This window comes from Nostoc sp. DedQUE05, from assembly GCF_034530955.1.
In the GTDB taxonomy this organism is placed as follows: Bacteria; Cyanobacteriota; Cyanobacteriia; order Cyanobacteriales; family Nostocaceae; genus Nostoc.
Genome location: NZ_JAVRCB010000070.1, coordinates 16123 through 33537 on the forward strand (window position 1 = coordinate 16123; position 17415 = coordinate 33537).

Below are 17415 nucleotides of genomic sequence, written 5' to 3' on the forward strand. Positions count from 1 at the left end.
GCTACAGAACTTATGGGAGCTGCTACAGAACTTATGGAAGCTGCTACAGAACTTACGGGAGCAGCTACAGAACTTATGAGAGCTTATAAATACTTACATCTAGTAATTAAGTTCCGAAAAATTACTGTTATCAATCAAAAATATTAGTAAAAAAAATGCGAGTTTTACTGAACCTAAACGCAGTTTAATTGAGGCAAGCTAGCTCTAAGAGCATCTTAAAGGAGTAATTTTATGTCTCGTAAAAAACGCACATCCCGTGTTTTAGAAAAAGCTCAGTTAAGATCGGCTGGACTGAAATCGATTGTTCCAAGCGTCAAATTTGATGAAGATTATAGTCTAGAAAAATTAGTTGAGTCGATCGACCAGTTACGCAGCAAAATTGATGTTTATAATACTGCTCTGTCTGTAGTTGACTCTTCTAAAACTGAAATTGAAGAGATGGAAAAAAACTTGAGTGAGCTTTCTGAAAAAATGCTGATGGTGGTTGCGATCAAGTACGGCAAAGACAGCCGCGAATATGGGATGGCGGGTGGTGTTCGCTATAGCGATCGCACCCGCAAAATCAGATCGAGCCGCTTGAAAAATGTTGCAGAACAAGCATCTGATGAAAATGCTAAAACTGCATAAAATGCAATTTTAAAAAATCCTACAGAAATTGTTTCCAAAGCACCACCTCCGACTTGAGAGTGTTGAAATAACTCAAATAGCTATCTGAAGGCGAGGTATGACAACAAACTTTAGTCGGCGTGAATTTATCTTGCTGGGTTCAGGAGGGTTTACTACCAGCTTACTGCTGCAAGCTTGCAGTAATCCGACGACACCAACAGCGACAACAACGGGTGGTGCTGAAGGGTTTAAAATAGCGATCGCTAATCGTGCCCAAGCTGCAATGCAAGAGTTTGACATTCGGGCGAATGGGATTGATATCAAGGTAAGTCAGCTTTCGGGAGGAAATCAACAAAAAGTGGTGTTAGCGCGAGAACTGGCGCAAACACCAGCTTTAATTATCGCTATGCAACCCACAAGAGGGTTAGATGTGGGGGCGACAATAGCCGTCCAGTCTCGAATCTTAACAGAACGCGATCGCGGTGCGGCAATTTTGTATATTTCTTTCGTTGCTGAACGCATTATTCATCAACAGCCTCTTATTTATATAAATAAGACTTGGAACCAAATTCTAGAGGTATTAAATGACTGAAGAAGAGATGAAAAAGTTATATTGTAAAATTGATGCTGGAGTCAAAGCAGCAATTGCAGCAGCAATAGAACGACATCGTAAACTTGGTCAATCGAATAGTATTATCAGAGAAGGAAAGGTTGTAACTTTAACGTCTGATGAAATTACAGCGATTCAAAATCAGCAGAACAGTTAGAACAAAATTTAAAACTGAAAATGATATTTATAAATTGTTCAATTTGATTCAGCTTTGAGGAGTTAATGAACTGCATAGGAAATCATATCTCCAAACCTAACGATCGCAACTAATCGCATAAAATTCCTGTTACCAATCCTATCACCGCTAATTGCGTTGGCGCAGCCTGCCGTAGGCATCGCCTCCGCTCTCATCGTCGGTGCTATCCTCATGCTAATTGCTGGGGCAAATCCCATCACTGCATACAGCATCCTATTTCAAGAATCTCTCTCTACCTACTTTGGATTTAGATGAGGCTGTTCAGGGGTGGAAAGGCTTGAAGTTAAAATTATGCCAGGGGATTGAAAGTGCCGGTCAGTTCTACAGCGAGCTAGTCTCCACAGTCAGCAAAGCTATCGGCGTTGCTGATGGTGAGCCTTACTGGAACGGATATCTAGGCAAGTGGCAGGTTTGGCTTAAGTTTGGCATTTACCCTTTCCCCTAAGAGTGCAAAAATATATTTTTGCAAGAGGTCTAATGTAAATTTTTTCACTAAGTATTCACAAGCGGTAATCACATAGCGCTTTTATGAAAACAGATTTGTTCCTCTCCCCCATTCTGAGAGTAGACAATATAGTTTTCATTAGGCAATCACAGTAATATTTGCATGAGTAATAATTGCCTGATTCGAGAATTGGGCTATTTGAACTTGTGCTGTACCACCAAGTCCATCTTTATCAAAGAATAGGTTGCCTGTAGTTTGATTGTAGATGAAGCGATCGCTTGCTGTTACAGCATTAGCACCAAGTCGAAATAAGCTAGCCTCAAGAGAAGTATTTTGAGATTGGCTAAGTCCAAATTCTGCCTTGGAAACAAAGATAGTATCATCTCCAACAGTAAAATCAGCAATAATATCATAGCCTCCAATGCGTGTATCAGTCAGGTAGAAGCTATCTCGACCAATTCCACCAGTCAATACATCTTTACCAGTACCACCACTCAGTAGATCATCGCCTACACCACCGAACAAGGTGTCATTGCCAGTACCACCAATTAGGCTATCATTACCATCAACTCCATTCAACGTGTTAACACCAGTGTTTCCAGTCAGGATGTTATTCTGGCTGTTGCCAATACCATTGATTGCTCCGGTTCCAATCAAGGTCAAGTTTTCCAGGTTATTTCCCAACACCCAACTAACCGAAGACTTGACTAAATCAGTGGTTGCATCTAAGCCTTCAGTAATACTATCGTTCAGGTTGTCTACAATGTAAATGTCATTGCCAACTCCACCATTAAGATTGTCAGTCCCTGCACCTCCATCCAAAGTGTCATCGCCTGCACCGCCGAACAAGGTGTCATTGCCTGAATTACCAATAAGGCTGTCGTTGCCATCAACTCCATTCAAGATGTTAGCGCCAGTATTTCCAGTCAGGATATTATTGAGACTGTTACCAGTACCATTGATTACCCCACTTCCAGTTAGGGTCAAGTTTTCTATGTTATCTGCTAAAACCCAACTGACGGAAGACTTAACTAAATCTGTACCTGCATCTAGGCCTTCAGTAATCGTATCGCTTAGGTTGTCTACAGTGTAAATGTCATCACTGACTCCACCATTGAGATTATCTATTCCCACACCTCCATCCAGGGTGTCATTGCCAGAACCGCCGAATAAGGTGTCATTGCCGTCACCACCAATTAGACTATCGTTGCCATCAGATCCATTCAAGGTGTTAGCAGCAGTATTTCCTATGATGATGTTATTAAGGTTGTTACCAATACCATTAATTGCTCTACTTCCAGTCAGGGTCAAGTTTTCTAGGTTATCTGTTAACAACCAACTTACCGAAGACTTGACTAAATCTGTGCCTGCATTGACGGATTCAAGAATAGAGTCGCTGATGCTGTCTACAGTGTAAATGTCATTACCGATTCCACCAATCAAGCTATCATCTCCTAAACCTCCATCCAAGGTGTCATTGCCAGAACCACCGAACAAGGTATCGTTGCCGTCACCACCATAGAGATAGTCATTGGCATCGCCACCGTCAAGGATATCATTACCCGTACCACCATAGAGAGAGTCATTGCCAGCACCACCATAAATGTTGTCTTTGCCTGTTTCTCCATAAAGGCGATCGCCACCTTCGTAGCCGAAGATGATATCATCAGCTACGCTTCCCGTCAGGGTATCAGCTGAACGCGTACCAAATAAAGTATTTTCGCTGACATCTTGAAGTCTAACTGTGACAGTTTCTACGCTGCTAGTGCTAATGCCGTCGCTAACAGTAACTTGCAACTCAAAGGTGGGGTTAGTTTCAAAGTCGAGGTCGTCGCTATCGTTGACAGTAATTTCTCCAGTGCTGGAGTTGATATTAAAGCCAACCTGACCATCGCGATCGCTATCCAAGTTACCATTAATAATTGTCCAGTTAGAAAATGTGCTGCCATCCACATCTGTTGCAGCTATGGTGCCAACCACCGTACCATTGGCAATACTTTCATTAATGCTAAAACTTTGGCCTGCGGCGATCGCAGGAGCATCATTCACTGAGTTAATAGTAAGTAGCAGCTTTTTAGAAGTGCTTCCCCCTGTATTTCCATCGTTCACAACAATACTAAGGCTATCAGTACCATTGATATTGGCGTTACCTTTGTAAGTCAGTCCAGCAATATCAGCGAGGGTGGCATTAATTTGACTAACAGTACCAGTGAGAGTGACATTACTGCTACTGTTGTTGTTTATACTGGTTGAGGTTAAACCACCGACTACATCACTTTTTATTGTAACTGTACCTTTGGTTGCTGTGAGAATAACGCTAAGAAGCGAATTTCCGGCGTCAACATCATTAATCGCAATGCCAGGAATTGTGACTGAAGCATCTTCATTGACAGTAACACTAGGTAAATCAGAAATAGTTGGGGTATCATTAACAGCAGTAACATTAATTGTTCTAGTCACCGCACTACTAATACCACCATCACCATCTGTGAGGACAACTTCAATAGTCCGAGGAGTGGTTGAGGGGCTTTCAGATACATTAACGTAAGTAATATTCCGCACTAAAGCTTCGATGGCAAAGAGTGTTGCATTGGCATTCAAGCCAATTACCAAATCTTCAGTGCCAATACCTCCAGAGAAAGTACCAATTTGCAGAGTACCGTACTTGATGATGTTGCCGTTGAGGTTAATTTGAGTAATGTTAGTGCCTTCGTTACGGATCGCAAGACGGTCATCAATGCTAACACCGTTTTTGATGCGAACAGTCAATTTGCCATTGTCGAAGTTAACAGAATCTGGGTCTGTAACTTTGACATAAGATTCTGTAATCAAAATGGCAGCAGCGTTTTCTGTATAATTAGCAGCATATCCCGGCCAACTGCTGATTATTGGAGCATCACTCACACCAACTTTCAAAGTGACCGTGGCAATATTAGAATCAGCAATGCGATCGCCTGCTCGATAAGTAAAGGTATCAATGCCTTTGAAGCCAGTGTTAGGCGTGTAGTTAAAAGAACCATCAGGATTGAAAATTAAGCTCCCATTTTGCGTCCCGGACACCAAAGTTGCTTTTAGAGGTGTTTTCTCGCTATCGGTGTCATTTGTCAGGACACCAGGAAGTCGATTCCCAGTTGTTGCATTGTATTGTATTCGTCCCCGATAGCTTTCGTTTATAGGATCGCCATCGCCATTTTCTCGGAATGTGGCATCAAAGCTGACAATTTGGCTATCAACACCATAAATAATTTGATTGATAGTAAATTCACCAGTCAAACTGTTATATCCGCGTCCATCACCACTTACGTCTAAACCAGGCTGATTAGTCGCTTGGAATGGGAAACGCGCTGCACCTGTGTATGTTGTACCTGTTGTGAGTGGGGCGTTAAATGGAGCTGCAAATGAAAGATCCCACCACTTGCCGCCACTTCCAGGTTCGCTGTAGGTAATTCGTATCGCGTTATTGCTACTGGTGTTTGTTGGGTAGGCGCGTGAGGCTCCAAAATTACCTGTGAGCGAAGTATAGCTATAATAATCGCTTTGACCGATATAGTTACCGCGATCGCTATCTAAAATCAGCGCTGTAGTAGCAGCGACAGTACTAAATAAGGTATTTTCTGATACCAAATAGCTATCGTTTGTTGCCACCGGTGCTTGATTAGCGCTAATCGCTGTACTCGTAACCTTGATATTATCAATACCAATCCACTCATCTTCCCCATTGGCATCAGTTGTAATCAAGCGAATTTGCACTTGTGCTTGATTGTTAACTTCTGGTGGTAACAAAACGCTTAAGCGTGCTTCTCGTGCATCGTAGGAATAGGGTGTTGTGCCGTTATTGGAAGCATCAGAGACGAAACCTGCTGGCAGATTGATGAAATCCCCTGTATTACCAATGCGATACTGGACGGCAAGAGGTTGAATTGCATTGCGTGTTGAGGTGTCAATGTCTTTGAGCGTGAAATTTAACTGGACATTCTGACGCCCTGTAGCGTTTAAATAAAATACCAAGTGCGGTGCTGTAGCTGTTGATGAACCTCGCAGGGCAATAGTTGGGTTGCTTTCATAGACAAACTCCGCCACACCAGCATTTGCGTAGGTACTAGGATTGGTCTGATTTGCATTAACATCAATCGGAGTTGCAGAACCATCAGCAAGCACTGTTTGTGGGTCAACGCCAACACTGCTGACTAAATTATCGCCTCGAAATCCTCTGATGCTGGGTATGTTCAGCCAATCATCATCAGTGGTAATTAAACTTGTGTTTGACCAGTCTTGACTAAAGTCGCTCAGTGCGAGTTGATGATAAACAGGAGCAATCGATTTGACTGTGAGCAAGGCGGTGTCGGTGGCGCTACTAAAAGCAGTTGTACTACCGTTGCTTGTGGTGTCGGCAAGATTACCATTGAGACCACTAGTTCTATCCCAAGCTCGGAAGGTAATAGCGTTAGCAATATCACCATTAAAATTAGCATTGGGCTGGAAGTAAATGCGGCTATAAGCATCTGCTACTAGCAAACGAGCGCTACTTTCAGAAACCGACCCTAAAGGATTCCAGACTGTACCACTGTTAGTGCTGTACCACCAAGTACCGTTAATAGTGTTAGCGGCAGCAATGGCTATACCTGTTAAACCGCCACTATTGGGGTCAGTAATATTACTATTTATACTGACTATGGAAGATATTAAAGTTCCAACTGCCCCCGAAGGTGCGCCTGCATTTTCATTGACTGCGCTTAGGGTAACAATAGTATCAGATAACACAGGTGCTGTATTCGCAGGCGCAGTTGGTACTTCATTAGAAACACCGAGGAAACGTGCCACTGCAAAGTAGCCATTGACATTACCTACAACAACAATCTTCCCATCTGATTGAGTTGCAAGGACATGAGTCTCATCATATTTACTCTTAAGCGAAGTTGTAACCTTACCAGCTGTGCCAAAGCTTGTATCTAAAGTTCCATCAGGGTTGTAAGCTAATAGAACAGTAGTGCGATTAAGGCTTTGAGTATCGCTTTCTACATAGCCACCGACAACAATTTTGCCATTTGGCTGAATCGACAAACTAGTACCACGGTCACCAGTGCTAACGCTAAGAGGAGCAATAACTTTACCACCATTGCCAAAGTTAGAGTCTAGAGTGCCGTCCGTATTAAAACGGGCAATAGCAAAGTCTTCTTGATTAGAACTATTCCATACATTCCACACATATCCAGTAACAACAATTTTGCCGTCTGACTGAATTGCAAGACTTTCGATATTCTCAAAAGAAATACCTATCGCAGCCAGAACTCTACCACTATTGCCAAAGCTCGTATCGAGACTACCATTGGTGTTATAGCGTGTTATGGCAAAATCATTGTTATTGCCATTGGAAGCTCTTCCTCCAACTACAATCTTACCATCAAGCTGAATCGCAACAGCATAGCCGTTTGTGCCATTTACCTTGCCACCATTACCAAAGCTTGTGTCTAGGCTGCCATTGGTGTTGTAGCGTAATAGAACATAATCTGGATTACCATTGCCGATGTACCCCGCTAAAATAATTTTGCCATCCGGCTGAAGTAAGACGTTATGACCGAAGTCTTCACCAAAGTTGGTAATAACTTTACCGCCATTGCCAAAGCTGCTATCTAAGCTACCGTCAGCGTTGTAGCGGGTGAGAGCAAAATCTGGTTGGCTCGGTTGGGTACTGTCCCCCCAACTATAGCCGCCAACAATAATCTTCCCGTCGGACTGAAGAGTAACACGATAACCAAAATCGCTGGAAGTACCTACTATATGAGTAGTAACTGTACCACTATTGCCAAAGCTGGTATCTAAGCTGCCATCAGGATTATAGCGTGCTAAAGCAAAGTCAGGCGCACTGACGTTATTGTTTTCCATGTAAACATAACCCACTGCCAAGATTTTGCCATCCGGCTGAATTGCAACACTATAGGCAGGCCCGCCATAACCAAATTTGGTAGTGACCGTACCACCATTACCAAAGTTAAGGTCGAGGTCACCAGGGTTCTGTACGAGTTTGATAGTAATGTTTTCGTTTGTACTTATTGCAATACCATCGCTGACGTTGACTTGCAGATTTACAGTAGGGTTAGTTTGGGGATTAAGGTCATCAATATCATTGATAGCCAACTGTCCGCTATTGGGATTTATACTGAAAGCTTGATTGCCGTCACCATCTGTATCTATGTTCCCCCCGGCAATTGTCCAGTTAGAGAAAGTAGTGTTGCCATCAACATCCGTAGCCGTCAATGTACGAATAATTGTGCCGTTGCTAGCATTATCGGGAATGCTTAAAGGATAAATGGGTGTAACTACAGGTGCATCATTGACAGCATTAATCGTAATTGCAGCTGTGTCAGTAGTACTACTAAAAGCACTGGAGCCGCCATTAGTACTTGTGTTAGCCAAGTTCCCATTTGTTCCACTAGTTTCATCCCAAGCACGAAAGGTGATAGCGTTGCTGATGATGCCGTTGAAGTTAGAGGAGGGACGGAAATAAACACGGGTGTTAGCATCTGCCGCCAACAACCGGGCGCTACTATTTGATACTGTACCCAAGCTATACCAGTTTTGCCCATTGTTAGTGCTGTACCACCACGAACCGCTGATGGTGTTGGCGGCAGTAATAGCTATACCAGTTACTGCCCCAGTGTTGGAGTCGCTGACGTTTGCACCAAGGCTTACTAATGAGGAAACTAAGGTGCCCACTGCTCCAGAAGGTGCGCTCGAATCTTCATTAATTGAATTGAGGGTAACAACAGTGTCAGTTAGTGTCGGAGCATTATTAGATGTGGTAGCACCAGGGGTAAAAGAGTAATTCAAAGTAATATTACCCGTACTACTTTGATAGCCATCTACAGAAATGTGATAAGTTGTTCCAGCAGTAACTGTAAAGCTCACCTTACTAGCACTAGTTCCATTACTGTCGTCGTTGTCAGCAACCAGGCTCAAACTATTAACAGCATTGCCTGTGTAAACACTAAGGTAAGTATCAAAGCCGCTATTTATAGTATCAAAAACAACGTTTCCAGAAGCGGCAGCAGTCCAACTCCACCAGACTGAGTTGGTGGTTCCTGATTGAATTAACTCGCCTGATTCGCTTGTGGCTCCTACATTATTGCCTGTACTACTGCCTGAGTTACCAGAAAGTACAATACGGTTAGCAAAGTTGTCATTAAAGGAAGCTAAAACGAAGTTGTAAGTCTCTAATATTTCTGGTTTAAATATCTGAACAGTTGTCACCTCGCCTCGACTGATTTCCAAATTCCAGTCTCCGCCTAAAGCAGCATTCCCTGTGAGATTGGCAGAAGCAGCAATGCCAGCTTTTGTCAACTTGTGCAACTTCTCAATGAATTCTTCTCCAGCGTCTCCAGCAGCAACGTTACAGCCATAGAGTAATAGAGATGGAGAAATGCAGAGATGGGAAGACCAGGTTTGTAGTTCTTGAGCGTAGCGTTGCAATGTGCTGAGGCTAAGTTGGGTGTTACCTAAGTAGAGGCAACCAGGGGAGCCATGAGAGATGATGTGTACACTTTCAACTCCACGGCGCTGTGATAGTACTTCGGTAATTTGTTCTACCCCATCTTGGTAGCGATCGAGGATAGCTACCTCTACTTGTGATACTAAATTTTTAAGTAATAATTCGTAATTAATTACCGAAGAATCAATGAAAATAATGTTTGTATTTTTCATGTCCACTGTATTATATTGATAGTTGGAGTTTTGAGTTTTAATAACAATTAAAACTCAGGATTAAATATGAAACATTGAATGATAAAAAACCAGAAACTATTGACCAGCAATTTATTCAATAAATTAGCCTGATTTTTTATCTTTATAAAATGACAATCCATCAAAAAAGATAGCGATTATGATAGTAATATTTTCTTTATATACTGTCTGAATTGCATCGATGTATTTTCTGAGATATTGTCAAGATATTGTAAAGATTTCAGAAAAGAGAGTAATATTTATTACTTTAATTTTCAAAAATGACCAAAGCTGTCCCATGACAATTAGATTTTTCAGCACGGGGTCTTGTTTTAAGTTTTCCCTCAGCAGAGGCTTTTCTACCAAAAGGAGATGCTAAATCAATCTTAAAACCAGATTTGCGAACAACTTATCATTCCGATTACCTATACTGGCCTATTAACACTGATCGCATCGCTCTAGGGCAAAGGAGCAGAGGGGCAGAGAGGAAAGATGCTTCAGAGGAAGATTTACTGCAAGTTTCTGCTCTGCTCCCCTGCCCCCCAGCTAGCTCTTGAATAAACTCAGTTACTAGTTTCTCACTAGTCTGTCTGAATCAATCTTCAGACTCAGGACTTAGGACTCAAGACTTTGTTCCGTGGTAATATCAGTCACACGAAATCGCAAAAAACCGTGGCTACTGTATTAAAATCTCATCGGGCATCAAGAAGGCGTAAACATTCAGCGCATCCTCTCCAACGTTTGCTTGAGTATGGACACCAGTATCGTAAACAAATTTGGCTGGCGACTACTTATTCTATCCTCAATAAGTTTTTCGACTTAGCACCACCCGGTTTAATTGGTATCGCGGTGGATGTGGTAGTCAAGCAACAGGATTCCATAATTGCCCAGTTAGGGGTACGGGATGTCTTTGGGCAATTTTTGATTATTTCCTTGCTGACTGTCATCATTTGGATACTAGAATCGGTTTTTGAGTATGCCTACGCTCGACTTTGGCGAAATTTGGCTCAGAATATTCAGCATGACTTGCGTTTGGATGCATACAAACATTTGCAAGAGTTGGAATTGGCTTATTTTGAAGAACGCAGCACTGGCGGTTTAATGTCTGTCCTCAGTGATGATATTAACCAATTAGAGCGGTTTTTGGATGGGGGAGCAAATGATATCATCCAAGTTTCTGCAACGGTTCTAATTATTGGCGCTGCTTTCTTTATTCTGGCTCCTAGTGTAGCGTGGATGGCTTTGTCTCCGATGCCATTTATCCTCTGGGGTTCTTTTGCCTATCAACGGCTACTTGCGCCTCGCTATGCTAATGTCCGCGAAAAGGTAGGTTTTCTCAATTCGCGGTTGTCAAACAATATCAGCGGAATTACTACTATTAAAAGCTTCACATCTGAAGCTTATGAAGCCTATCGTTTGGAATTAGATAGTGACGCTTATCGTCACAGTAATTCTAAAGCAATTACTCTTTCTGCTGCTTTTGTGCCGTTAATTCGGATGCTGATTTTGGTGGGTTTTACGGCATTACTTTTATATGGCGGAATGGCAGCAGTTTCGGGAGCCATGTCTGTAGGTACTTACAGCGTATTAGTGTTTTTAATCCAGCGCTTGCTGTGGCCTTTAACTAGATTAGGCGAAACTTTTGACCAATATCAAAGGGCAATGGCTTCTACTAATCGAGTCATGAATTTATTAGATACTCCTATCGCCATTCATACAGGTGATGTGGCGTTACCTGTAAATGAAGTACGCGGGGAAGTGCAATTTAACAATGTTTATTTTGCTTATAAAGATAGATTTCCAGTAATTAAAAATCTGTCTTTGGATATTCCTGCGGGGAAAACTATTGCAATTGTTGGTTCTACTGGTTCTGGGAAAAGCACTTTAGTCAAACTCTTATTGCGGTTATATGAAGTGCAAGGTGGAAACATTACTGTTGATGGCATTGATTTGCAAAGTTTGAATTTGCAAGATTTACGTCGCTGTATTGGTTTGGTAAGTCAAGATGTCTTTCTATTTCATGGCACTGTAGCAGAGAATATTGCTTATGGTAGCTTTGAAACTACAGAACAAGAAATCATCACGGCGGCGAAGATAGCCGAGGCGCACGAATTTATTATTGAATTGCCCGAAGGTTATGAGACAATTGTCGGGGAAAGAGGACAAAAGTTATCTGGTGGACAAAGACAACGGATTGCGATCGCCCGTGCAGTTCTCAAAAATCCCCCCATTCTGATTTTAGACGAAGCTACCTCGGCAGTGGATAATGAGACAGAAGCAGCAATCCAGCGATCGCTAGAACGGATTACAGTAGATAGAACTACAATTGCGATCGCTCATCGTCTTTCCACTATTCGCAATGCCGATTGCATTTATGTCATGGAACATGGGAAATTAGTAGAATCGGGAACCCATGAACAATTGCTAGAGAAAGACGGTATTTATTCCGGCCTCTGGCGCGTACAGTCAGGTTTGAGATAAATTTCGCCTATTGTCTGTGTCTTCATTACGAATTATTTATGTTTTTTGGTAATAGTCAACCAGAATCAGGTGATACTAAGTGGCGTCGCCAGTTGGATAAGTTTGTCAAAGCAAATCAGCAAGAATTGGCGGCGCTGTTTTGGGGATTATGGTTAGCAAATGGTGACAGTCAGGGTACTGTTGGTATTGATTTGCAACCAACGCCGCATTTTGTTTATTGTCCGAAAGAGCAGATAGAGAATTTAAATAATAAGGTTGATAATCGGCTTCAGGAAATTTTGGGAATTGTCGAGAATCACAAGCCGGATGTGGAAGTTGTGATGATTGGGATTGGAAAGGGGGAAATTAAGTTAATTCAGTTTGCACCGGAACCAGCGCCACCGATTTGTTTTGAGGAAGTTGGGAAGGATGTGGATGGGTTATTGGATGTGCTGGAAGAGAGGATGAGGGAGGAGATTGTTTTTTAACGCAGAGGGACGCGGAGGGAAGCGCAGAGGTACGCAGAGAAAAGACTCTATTTATACCGCTCACTGTGTTTATCTGCCAAGAAACGTTATATTTAGGTAAATAATTTATGTCAGGAAACGTAATGGCTAGCGTCACCATCACCACCAAAGGAGAAGTAATTATTCCTAAAGAAATTAGGGATTATCTTAATCTTGATATAGATAGGTAGTAAGGTTGATTTTGTCATTGATGAAATGGGACAGTTAAACTAATTCCACTCAATGTTCCTGTTCAAACCCTGTCCGGCATTTTACATCGTCCGGCGATGAAAAGTGCAACTTTAGAAGAAATGGAAGCAGCAATCCAAGAAGGCGCAAGTGATTGGAGTTGATACGAATATTTTAGTGCGCTACCTCACAAAAGATGATGAAAAGCAGTGGAAACAAGCTGCTGAAATTATCGAAGCAGGAGAGCAATGTTTTGTAGCAAATATAGTTCTTTGTGAGTTGGTTTGGGTTTTACGGGGAAAGCCATATCAATTTAGTAAGGAAGAAATTAGCAACACTATAGAGTTAATGTTGCAATGTTCAGTGTTTGAGTTAGAAAATCGCTCTTTAGTTTATCAAGCATTACAGCGATTTCATCAGGGAAAGGCAGATTTATCAGACTATTTAATCGGCGCGTTGGCGCAGCCCGCCGCAGGCATCGCTCAACATAATGGTTGTAGTTCAACAGTAACTTTTGACAGAAAGTTAAGAAGCGAACAGGGATTTAATTTACTTGAATAATGCTTATTTTGTAATCGGCGTAGGCGTAGCCCGTCGCAGACATCGCTCTCCATTATCAACGAACACATAAAAGCGATCGCTCATGAATGATGTCAGTACCTCATCTAGAATCACAACTGGCAGAATTAGTTGTCCCATGCATCTCGTTCTGCTTCGAGGTCTTGATTGATTTCTTCTACACTTCTGCCAACAGGACGCTGTTTGTGGATTTCTTCAAGCAGGTGGATAATCGATTGTCCTTCTAGTGTCGTTTTTTGTGGTATCAGGACAATTACCTCAATAGTTTGTCCTACAGAGGTTGAGAGTGTATCGTCAGGCAAGGTGATTTCAATTTTGTTGCCTGGTAACACTTTAGTTTCAATGCGTAATGCTGATTGCATCAAGCCTTCTCCTGATTTGGTTTCTTTTTAGCTATTGTTTGTTCTATGGACTCCCTATCGTTCTATCCATTGTGGCTCAAAAAGCGATCGCGATCGCAATTATCTCTCAACTATCAAAGGCGATCGCTTCTCGGTTTACAATCTAAATAAGAGCGATGTCTTTGACAGGCTACGCCTACACCCTCATAACACCATCATTCCACCTCAAAACAAGAATATTCTCGTTTGGAACAAGAACGTTCTCACTTAAAACAGAAACGTTCTCATTTGGAACAAGAACATTTTCACTTGAAACAAGAACGTTCTCGTTTAGAACAAAAACATTCTCATTTGAAACAGAAACGTTCTCACTTGAAACAGGAAGATTCTTGTTTGGAACGCGAAACTTCGAGATAAAAGCTTGATTGATGAGGTTGGAAAGATGAATTTTACTGTTCTGAGGTGAGGCGATCGCGCAAATATGCTAAATTTTCACGACAAGTAACAGTATTAGGATGATTTACACCTAACCTTTGCTTAAAAACATCTAAAGCTTGGATGTACAAAGGTTCGGCTTCGCTGTATCTCCCTTGGGAACGGTAGAGTAATGCAAGGTTGTTAAAGCTAATGGCGACATCAGGATGTTGTTCACCCAGTAGCTTGCGCCTCATTGCTAAAGCTTGACTGAACAAAAGTTCGGCTTCACTGTATTTTATTTGGGAACGGTAAAGTTCTGCGAGATTGTTGAGGCTAGTGGCAACATGGGGATGTTGTTTACCCAGCAGCTTGCGCCTCAGTGCTAAAACTTGAATGAATAAGGGTTCGGCTTCACTGTATCTCCCTTGAAAGTAGTAGAGTGCTGCAAAGTTGTTGAGGGTAGCGACGACATGGGGATGTTGTTCACCCAGCAGCTTGCGCCTCAGTGCTAAAGCTATGCTGTACAATGGTTCGGCTTCACTGTATCTCCTTTGGGAGTAGTAGAGGAAGGCGAGGCTGTGGAAACTTTGCGCGACATCAGGATGTTCTTCCCCTAGTAGTTTGCGCCTCAGTGTTAAAGCTTGGATGAACAAAGGTTCAGCTTCTCTGTATCTCCCTTGAGAATGGAAGAGTTCAGCAAGGTTGTTGAAGCTTAGTGCGACATCAGGATGTTCTTCCCCTAGTAGCTTGCGGCTCAGTGCTAAAGCTTTGATGAATAAAGGTTCGGCTTCGCTGTATCTCCCTTGGGAGTGGTAGAGAAATGCAAGGTTGTTGAGGCTAGTTGCGATATCAGGATGTTCTTCCCCTAGTAGCTTGTGTCTCAGTATTAAAGCTTGGATGAATAAAGGTTCGGCTTCGCTGTATTTCCCTTGGTAACGGTAGAGTAATGCTAGATTGTTAAGACTAGTGGCAACTTTGGGATGTTCTTCCCCTATTAATTTGCGCCAGAGTGCTAAAGCTTTAATGAATAAAGGTTCGGCTTCGCTGTATCTCCCTTGGGAATAGTAGAGTCCTGCTAGGTTGTTGAGGCTAGTTGCGATATCGAGATGATTTTCCCCTAAGCGTTGTTTAGTTATTTCTAAACACTGTTCATACCAAGGTTCTGCTTTGTCATACAATCCTTGACCATTGTAAAACCAAGCATTGCCAACGAATGCCCAAATTAAATCTTCATCGCTGACATACTGAATGTAATTGTTCGCTACTTCTGCCAAGTGAGGTATTGCTGGGGTAACATTTTTAATTTGCTCAAGTATAGGGTTGTGAGGAATATCTTTAGCAACTGCTACCATTACCTTGCAAAGCGATCGCTTTAATTCCTCTGCCTGTTCTAAACCTGTAAGCTTATATTGGAAAAACTCGCGCAACAGTGGATGCAATTGGTAAACTCCCTCATCTTTGCGCTGGAGTAGATGCAAATTCAATAACTTATCATCCCGAATTTCCTCTAACTCTTCCTCGTCTTCTTCTGGTAAACACTGTTGTACCAGATCCCAAGCTATAGGGGCGGATGCAAATAAACTCAATAAACAGCCCAACTGCTTATCATCGTCGTTTAATTCTTGCCAACTCAACTCAAAAGCTGCTAACACACCCCGTTGTGCTGTCATGTCGCCTTCTGGTTTATCCAAAGCAGGTTGTTCTAGTCGCTTTTTTTCCAACCGTCGCAACATTTCTGTTAAAGAAACATCTACTTTGCGCTTGAGATATCGCCCCACTAATTCCAAACCCAAAGGCAAATATCCCAACCACTCACACAACTGATTTGCCACAGCTAATTCTTGCTCAATTCGCTGTGGTGTTTCTTTAAAAAACGACTTTAATAATTCCAGCGCCGCTTCTGGTTGCAATACATCCAGAGATAATTGCTTAATAGATGCTCCCAAGTATTGGCGCGTGGTAATCAACACTTTAAACCGGGAAGATGACGAGGGTAAATAAGGTTTAACCTGCTGATATTCCCCAACATCGTCTAACACTAGCAGCACATTGCCCTCCTCACGCCAATGCCGCCAGCAGTATTGCACTTGGGCGAAGACATCCAAACCTTCTGGTATGTTTAAATCAAGCACAGTTCTGACAAACTGCACAACTTGAATGCCCACATCACCAACTTTTGCCAGCAACCAGCAAATTCCACCCTTGTAAGTTTCGCGGTGATTCCTGGCATATTGTAGGGCAAGTTCTGTTTTACCAACTCCACCCATCCCCGCAACAGCAGCTATAGCCACCTGTTCGTTTTCCTGCAAAAGCTGGTGGAGATTTTGGAGGTCTTTTTCACGTCCAACAAACTCCTGCACCCCACTTAAAGGAATATTTTCATAAAACGTCGGCTTGGGTTTAGTTTTTCTCGCTTCATCACGCTGCACACCAGGCTTTTGTTCTCTAAGGCGTTGCCATTCTGCATCAAATTTTTTTAAGTTCCCATCTTTGTCGCCTTTGTCACACCAAAGCGTCAGCTTAAAATGCCAGTCCTGCGAACCTCGTTCGTGTTCGCGCAAATCTTCCAGAATACCCAAAAACTTAGCAAGTGCTTTTAATGCTTCTCGAACTTGTTCTTTCTCTAAACCACCAAGTTCCGCCAAAACTCTTAGCTGTGTCCTCACAAGTAATTGCTTTGGTGTTTGCCAATTAAAGTCTATTTTAAAACGCTCACTGTTCTCTATCTCACCATTGGCATAAGCCAACAACCTTTCTAATAGCCGCCTTACCCGCGCTTTAACATCATCGCCATAGCTAACACGCGCCATCGGTTACTTTTGCTCAAATTTGGACAAAGTTTCGGGAATCCCCAAACTTAATCTAGCATCCCCAAACTCAAATCTCCGGGTATTCACCCATTACAGCCAACAAACAACTGTATTTGCTTTCACCGACTACCCCAAATCTACCGTTGCTTCAGTATTCAAGGTGAAACAAATGCAAAAGGCAACGAAATCTATCAATATTAAAAAGCTGGTGACAATTTTACTATTTGTGATTCCCTTAATTGCAGACTGGTTAATCCCAGGCTCAGGTATTTTCATAGAAATTGCCTTTCTAATTTGGGAATTGCTGGAACTACAGGAAACAGAAGGGGATAATTTGAAGTAAAAGTGACATTTACCAATGTTACAAACCCTTATCTTCAGCCCTATTTCTTACAATGGAATAGGGTTTTATTCACTTCCCTGCAACATTTACCCCACCCTAACCCTCCCCGTATGTATTGGGGAGGGAACCAGATTTTTCTTGTTTCCCCCCTTTACAAGCAGGGCTGTTTCATTCCCTAAGACTGGTAAAATTGCAAG

At 42.3% G+C, this 17415-nt stretch carries 12 protein-coding genes and 3 pseudogenes; 11 read left to right on the top strand and 4 right to left on the bottom strand.

Features of this window, described 5'->3' with window-relative positions; all coding sequences use genetic code 11:
• The first annotated feature begins 231 nt into the window (after nucleotides 1-231).
• The 5 genes and pseudogenes from RMZ42_RS32630 to RMZ42_RS32650 all read left to right on the top strand — a co-directional run bounded on the left by RMZ42_RS32630 (nucleotide 232) and on the right by RMZ42_RS32650 (nucleotide 1857).
• Nucleotides 232-627: a hypothetical protein gene (locus RMZ42_RS32630; protein WP_322675319.1), complete on the top strand. Its 396-nt coding sequence runs from the start codon at nucleotides 232-234 to the stop codon at nucleotides 625-627.
• A 235-nt stretch (nucleotides 628-862) separates the two neighbouring features.
• Nucleotides 863-1132, top strand: a pseudogene (locus RMZ42_RS32635) (ATP-binding cassette domain-containing protein); the annotation flags it as partial.
• 58 nt (nucleotides 1133-1190) lie between these two features.
• Complete coding sequence (locus RMZ42_RS32640; RefSeq protein WP_322675320.1) at nucleotides 1191-1373, top strand: hypothetical protein; 183 nt, start codon at nucleotides 1191-1193, stop codon at nucleotides 1371-1373.
• Nucleotides 1374-1475: 102 nt separating this feature from the next.
• A pseudogene (locus RMZ42_RS32645) lies at nucleotides 1476-1661 on the top strand (hypothetical protein); the annotation flags it as partial.
• Nucleotides 1662-1689: 28 nt separating this feature from the next.
• Entirely contained in the window at nucleotides 1690-1857 is a 168-nt protein-coding gene (locus tag RMZ42_RS32650; RefSeq protein ID WP_322675321.1) for a hypothetical protein, read from the top strand.
• 138 nt (nucleotides 1858-1995) lie between these two features.
• On the opposite strand, the gene RMZ42_RS32655 is transcribed toward RMZ42_RS32650, so the two are convergent.
• Nucleotides 1996-9555 (bottom strand): DUF4347 domain-containing protein, encoded by a 7560-nt coding sequence (locus RMZ42_RS32655; protein WP_322675322.1) that lies wholly within the window; start codon nucleotides 9553-9555, stop codon nucleotides 1996-1998.
• Nucleotides 9556-10245: 690 nt separating this feature from the next.
• Here RMZ42_RS32655 and RMZ42_RS32660 point away from each other — a divergent pair.
• From RMZ42_RS32660 to RMZ42_RS32675, 4 genes and pseudogenes are all read left to right on the top strand, one after another.
• Nucleotides 10246-12054: an ABC transporter ATP-binding protein gene (locus tag RMZ42_RS32660; protein WP_322675323.1), complete on the top strand. Its 1809-nt coding sequence runs from the start codon at nucleotides 10246-10248 to the stop codon at nucleotides 12052-12054.
• Between the two features lie 38 nt (nucleotides 12055-12092).
• Nucleotides 12093-12521 carry a hypothetical protein gene (locus RMZ42_RS32665; RefSeq protein ID WP_322675324.1) on the top strand — a complete coding sequence of 143 codons (429 nt, stop codon included), beginning with the start codon at nucleotides 12093-12095 and terminating at the stop codon, nucleotides 12519-12521.
• A 122-nt stretch (nucleotides 12522-12643) separates the two neighbouring features.
• A pseudogene (locus RMZ42_RS32670) lies at nucleotides 12644-12892 on the top strand (AbrB/MazE/SpoVT family DNA-binding domain-containing protein).
• Nucleotides 12879-13289, top strand: coding sequence for a type II toxin-antitoxin system VapC family toxin (locus tag RMZ42_RS32675; protein WP_322675325.1), 411 nt, complete (start codon nucleotides 12879-12881; stop codon nucleotides 13287-13289). The pseudogene RMZ42_RS32670 and the gene RMZ42_RS32675 overlap by 14 nt, the downstream one beginning before the upstream one ends.
• 3 nt (nucleotides 13290-13292) lie before the next feature.
• On the opposite strand, the gene RMZ42_RS32680 is transcribed toward RMZ42_RS32675, so the two are convergent.
• Together RMZ42_RS32680 and RMZ42_RS32685 are read right to left on the bottom strand one after the other, a co-directional pair.
• Entirely contained in the window at nucleotides 13293-13427 is a 135-nt protein-coding gene (locus RMZ42_RS32680; protein WP_322675326.1) for a hypothetical protein, read from the bottom strand.
• Entirely contained in the window at nucleotides 13415-13669 is a 255-nt protein-coding gene (locus tag RMZ42_RS32685; protein WP_322675327.1) for a hypothetical protein, read from the bottom strand. Before RMZ42_RS32685 ends, RMZ42_RS32680 begins: the two co-directional genes overlap by 13 nt.
• A 34-nt stretch (nucleotides 13670-13703) precedes the next feature.
• Between RMZ42_RS32685 and RMZ42_RS32690 the strand changes: the two genes are divergently transcribed.
• On the top strand, nucleotides 13704-13919 hold the full coding sequence (locus RMZ42_RS32690; RefSeq protein ID WP_322675328.1) for a hypothetical protein: 216 nt from the start codon (nucleotides 13704-13706) through the stop codon (nucleotides 13917-13919).
• 178 nt (nucleotides 13920-14097) lie between these two features.
• Here RMZ42_RS32690 and RMZ42_RS32695 read toward each other — a convergent pair whose 3' ends face one another.
• Nucleotides 14098-16875, bottom strand: coding sequence for a tetratricopeptide repeat protein (locus RMZ42_RS32695; RefSeq protein WP_322675329.1), 2778 nt, complete (start codon nucleotides 16873-16875; stop codon nucleotides 14098-14100).
• Between the two features lie 169 nt (nucleotides 16876-17044).
• Here RMZ42_RS32695 and RMZ42_RS32700 point away from each other — a divergent pair, with 169 nt between their 5' ends.
• The gene (locus RMZ42_RS32700) at nucleotides 17045-17218 is read left to right on the top strand and encodes a hypothetical protein (protein ID WP_322675330.1); all 174 of its coding nucleotides are present in this window, start codon (nucleotides 17045-17047) and stop codon (nucleotides 17216-17218) included.
• Nucleotides 17219-17415 lie beyond the last annotated feature (197 nt).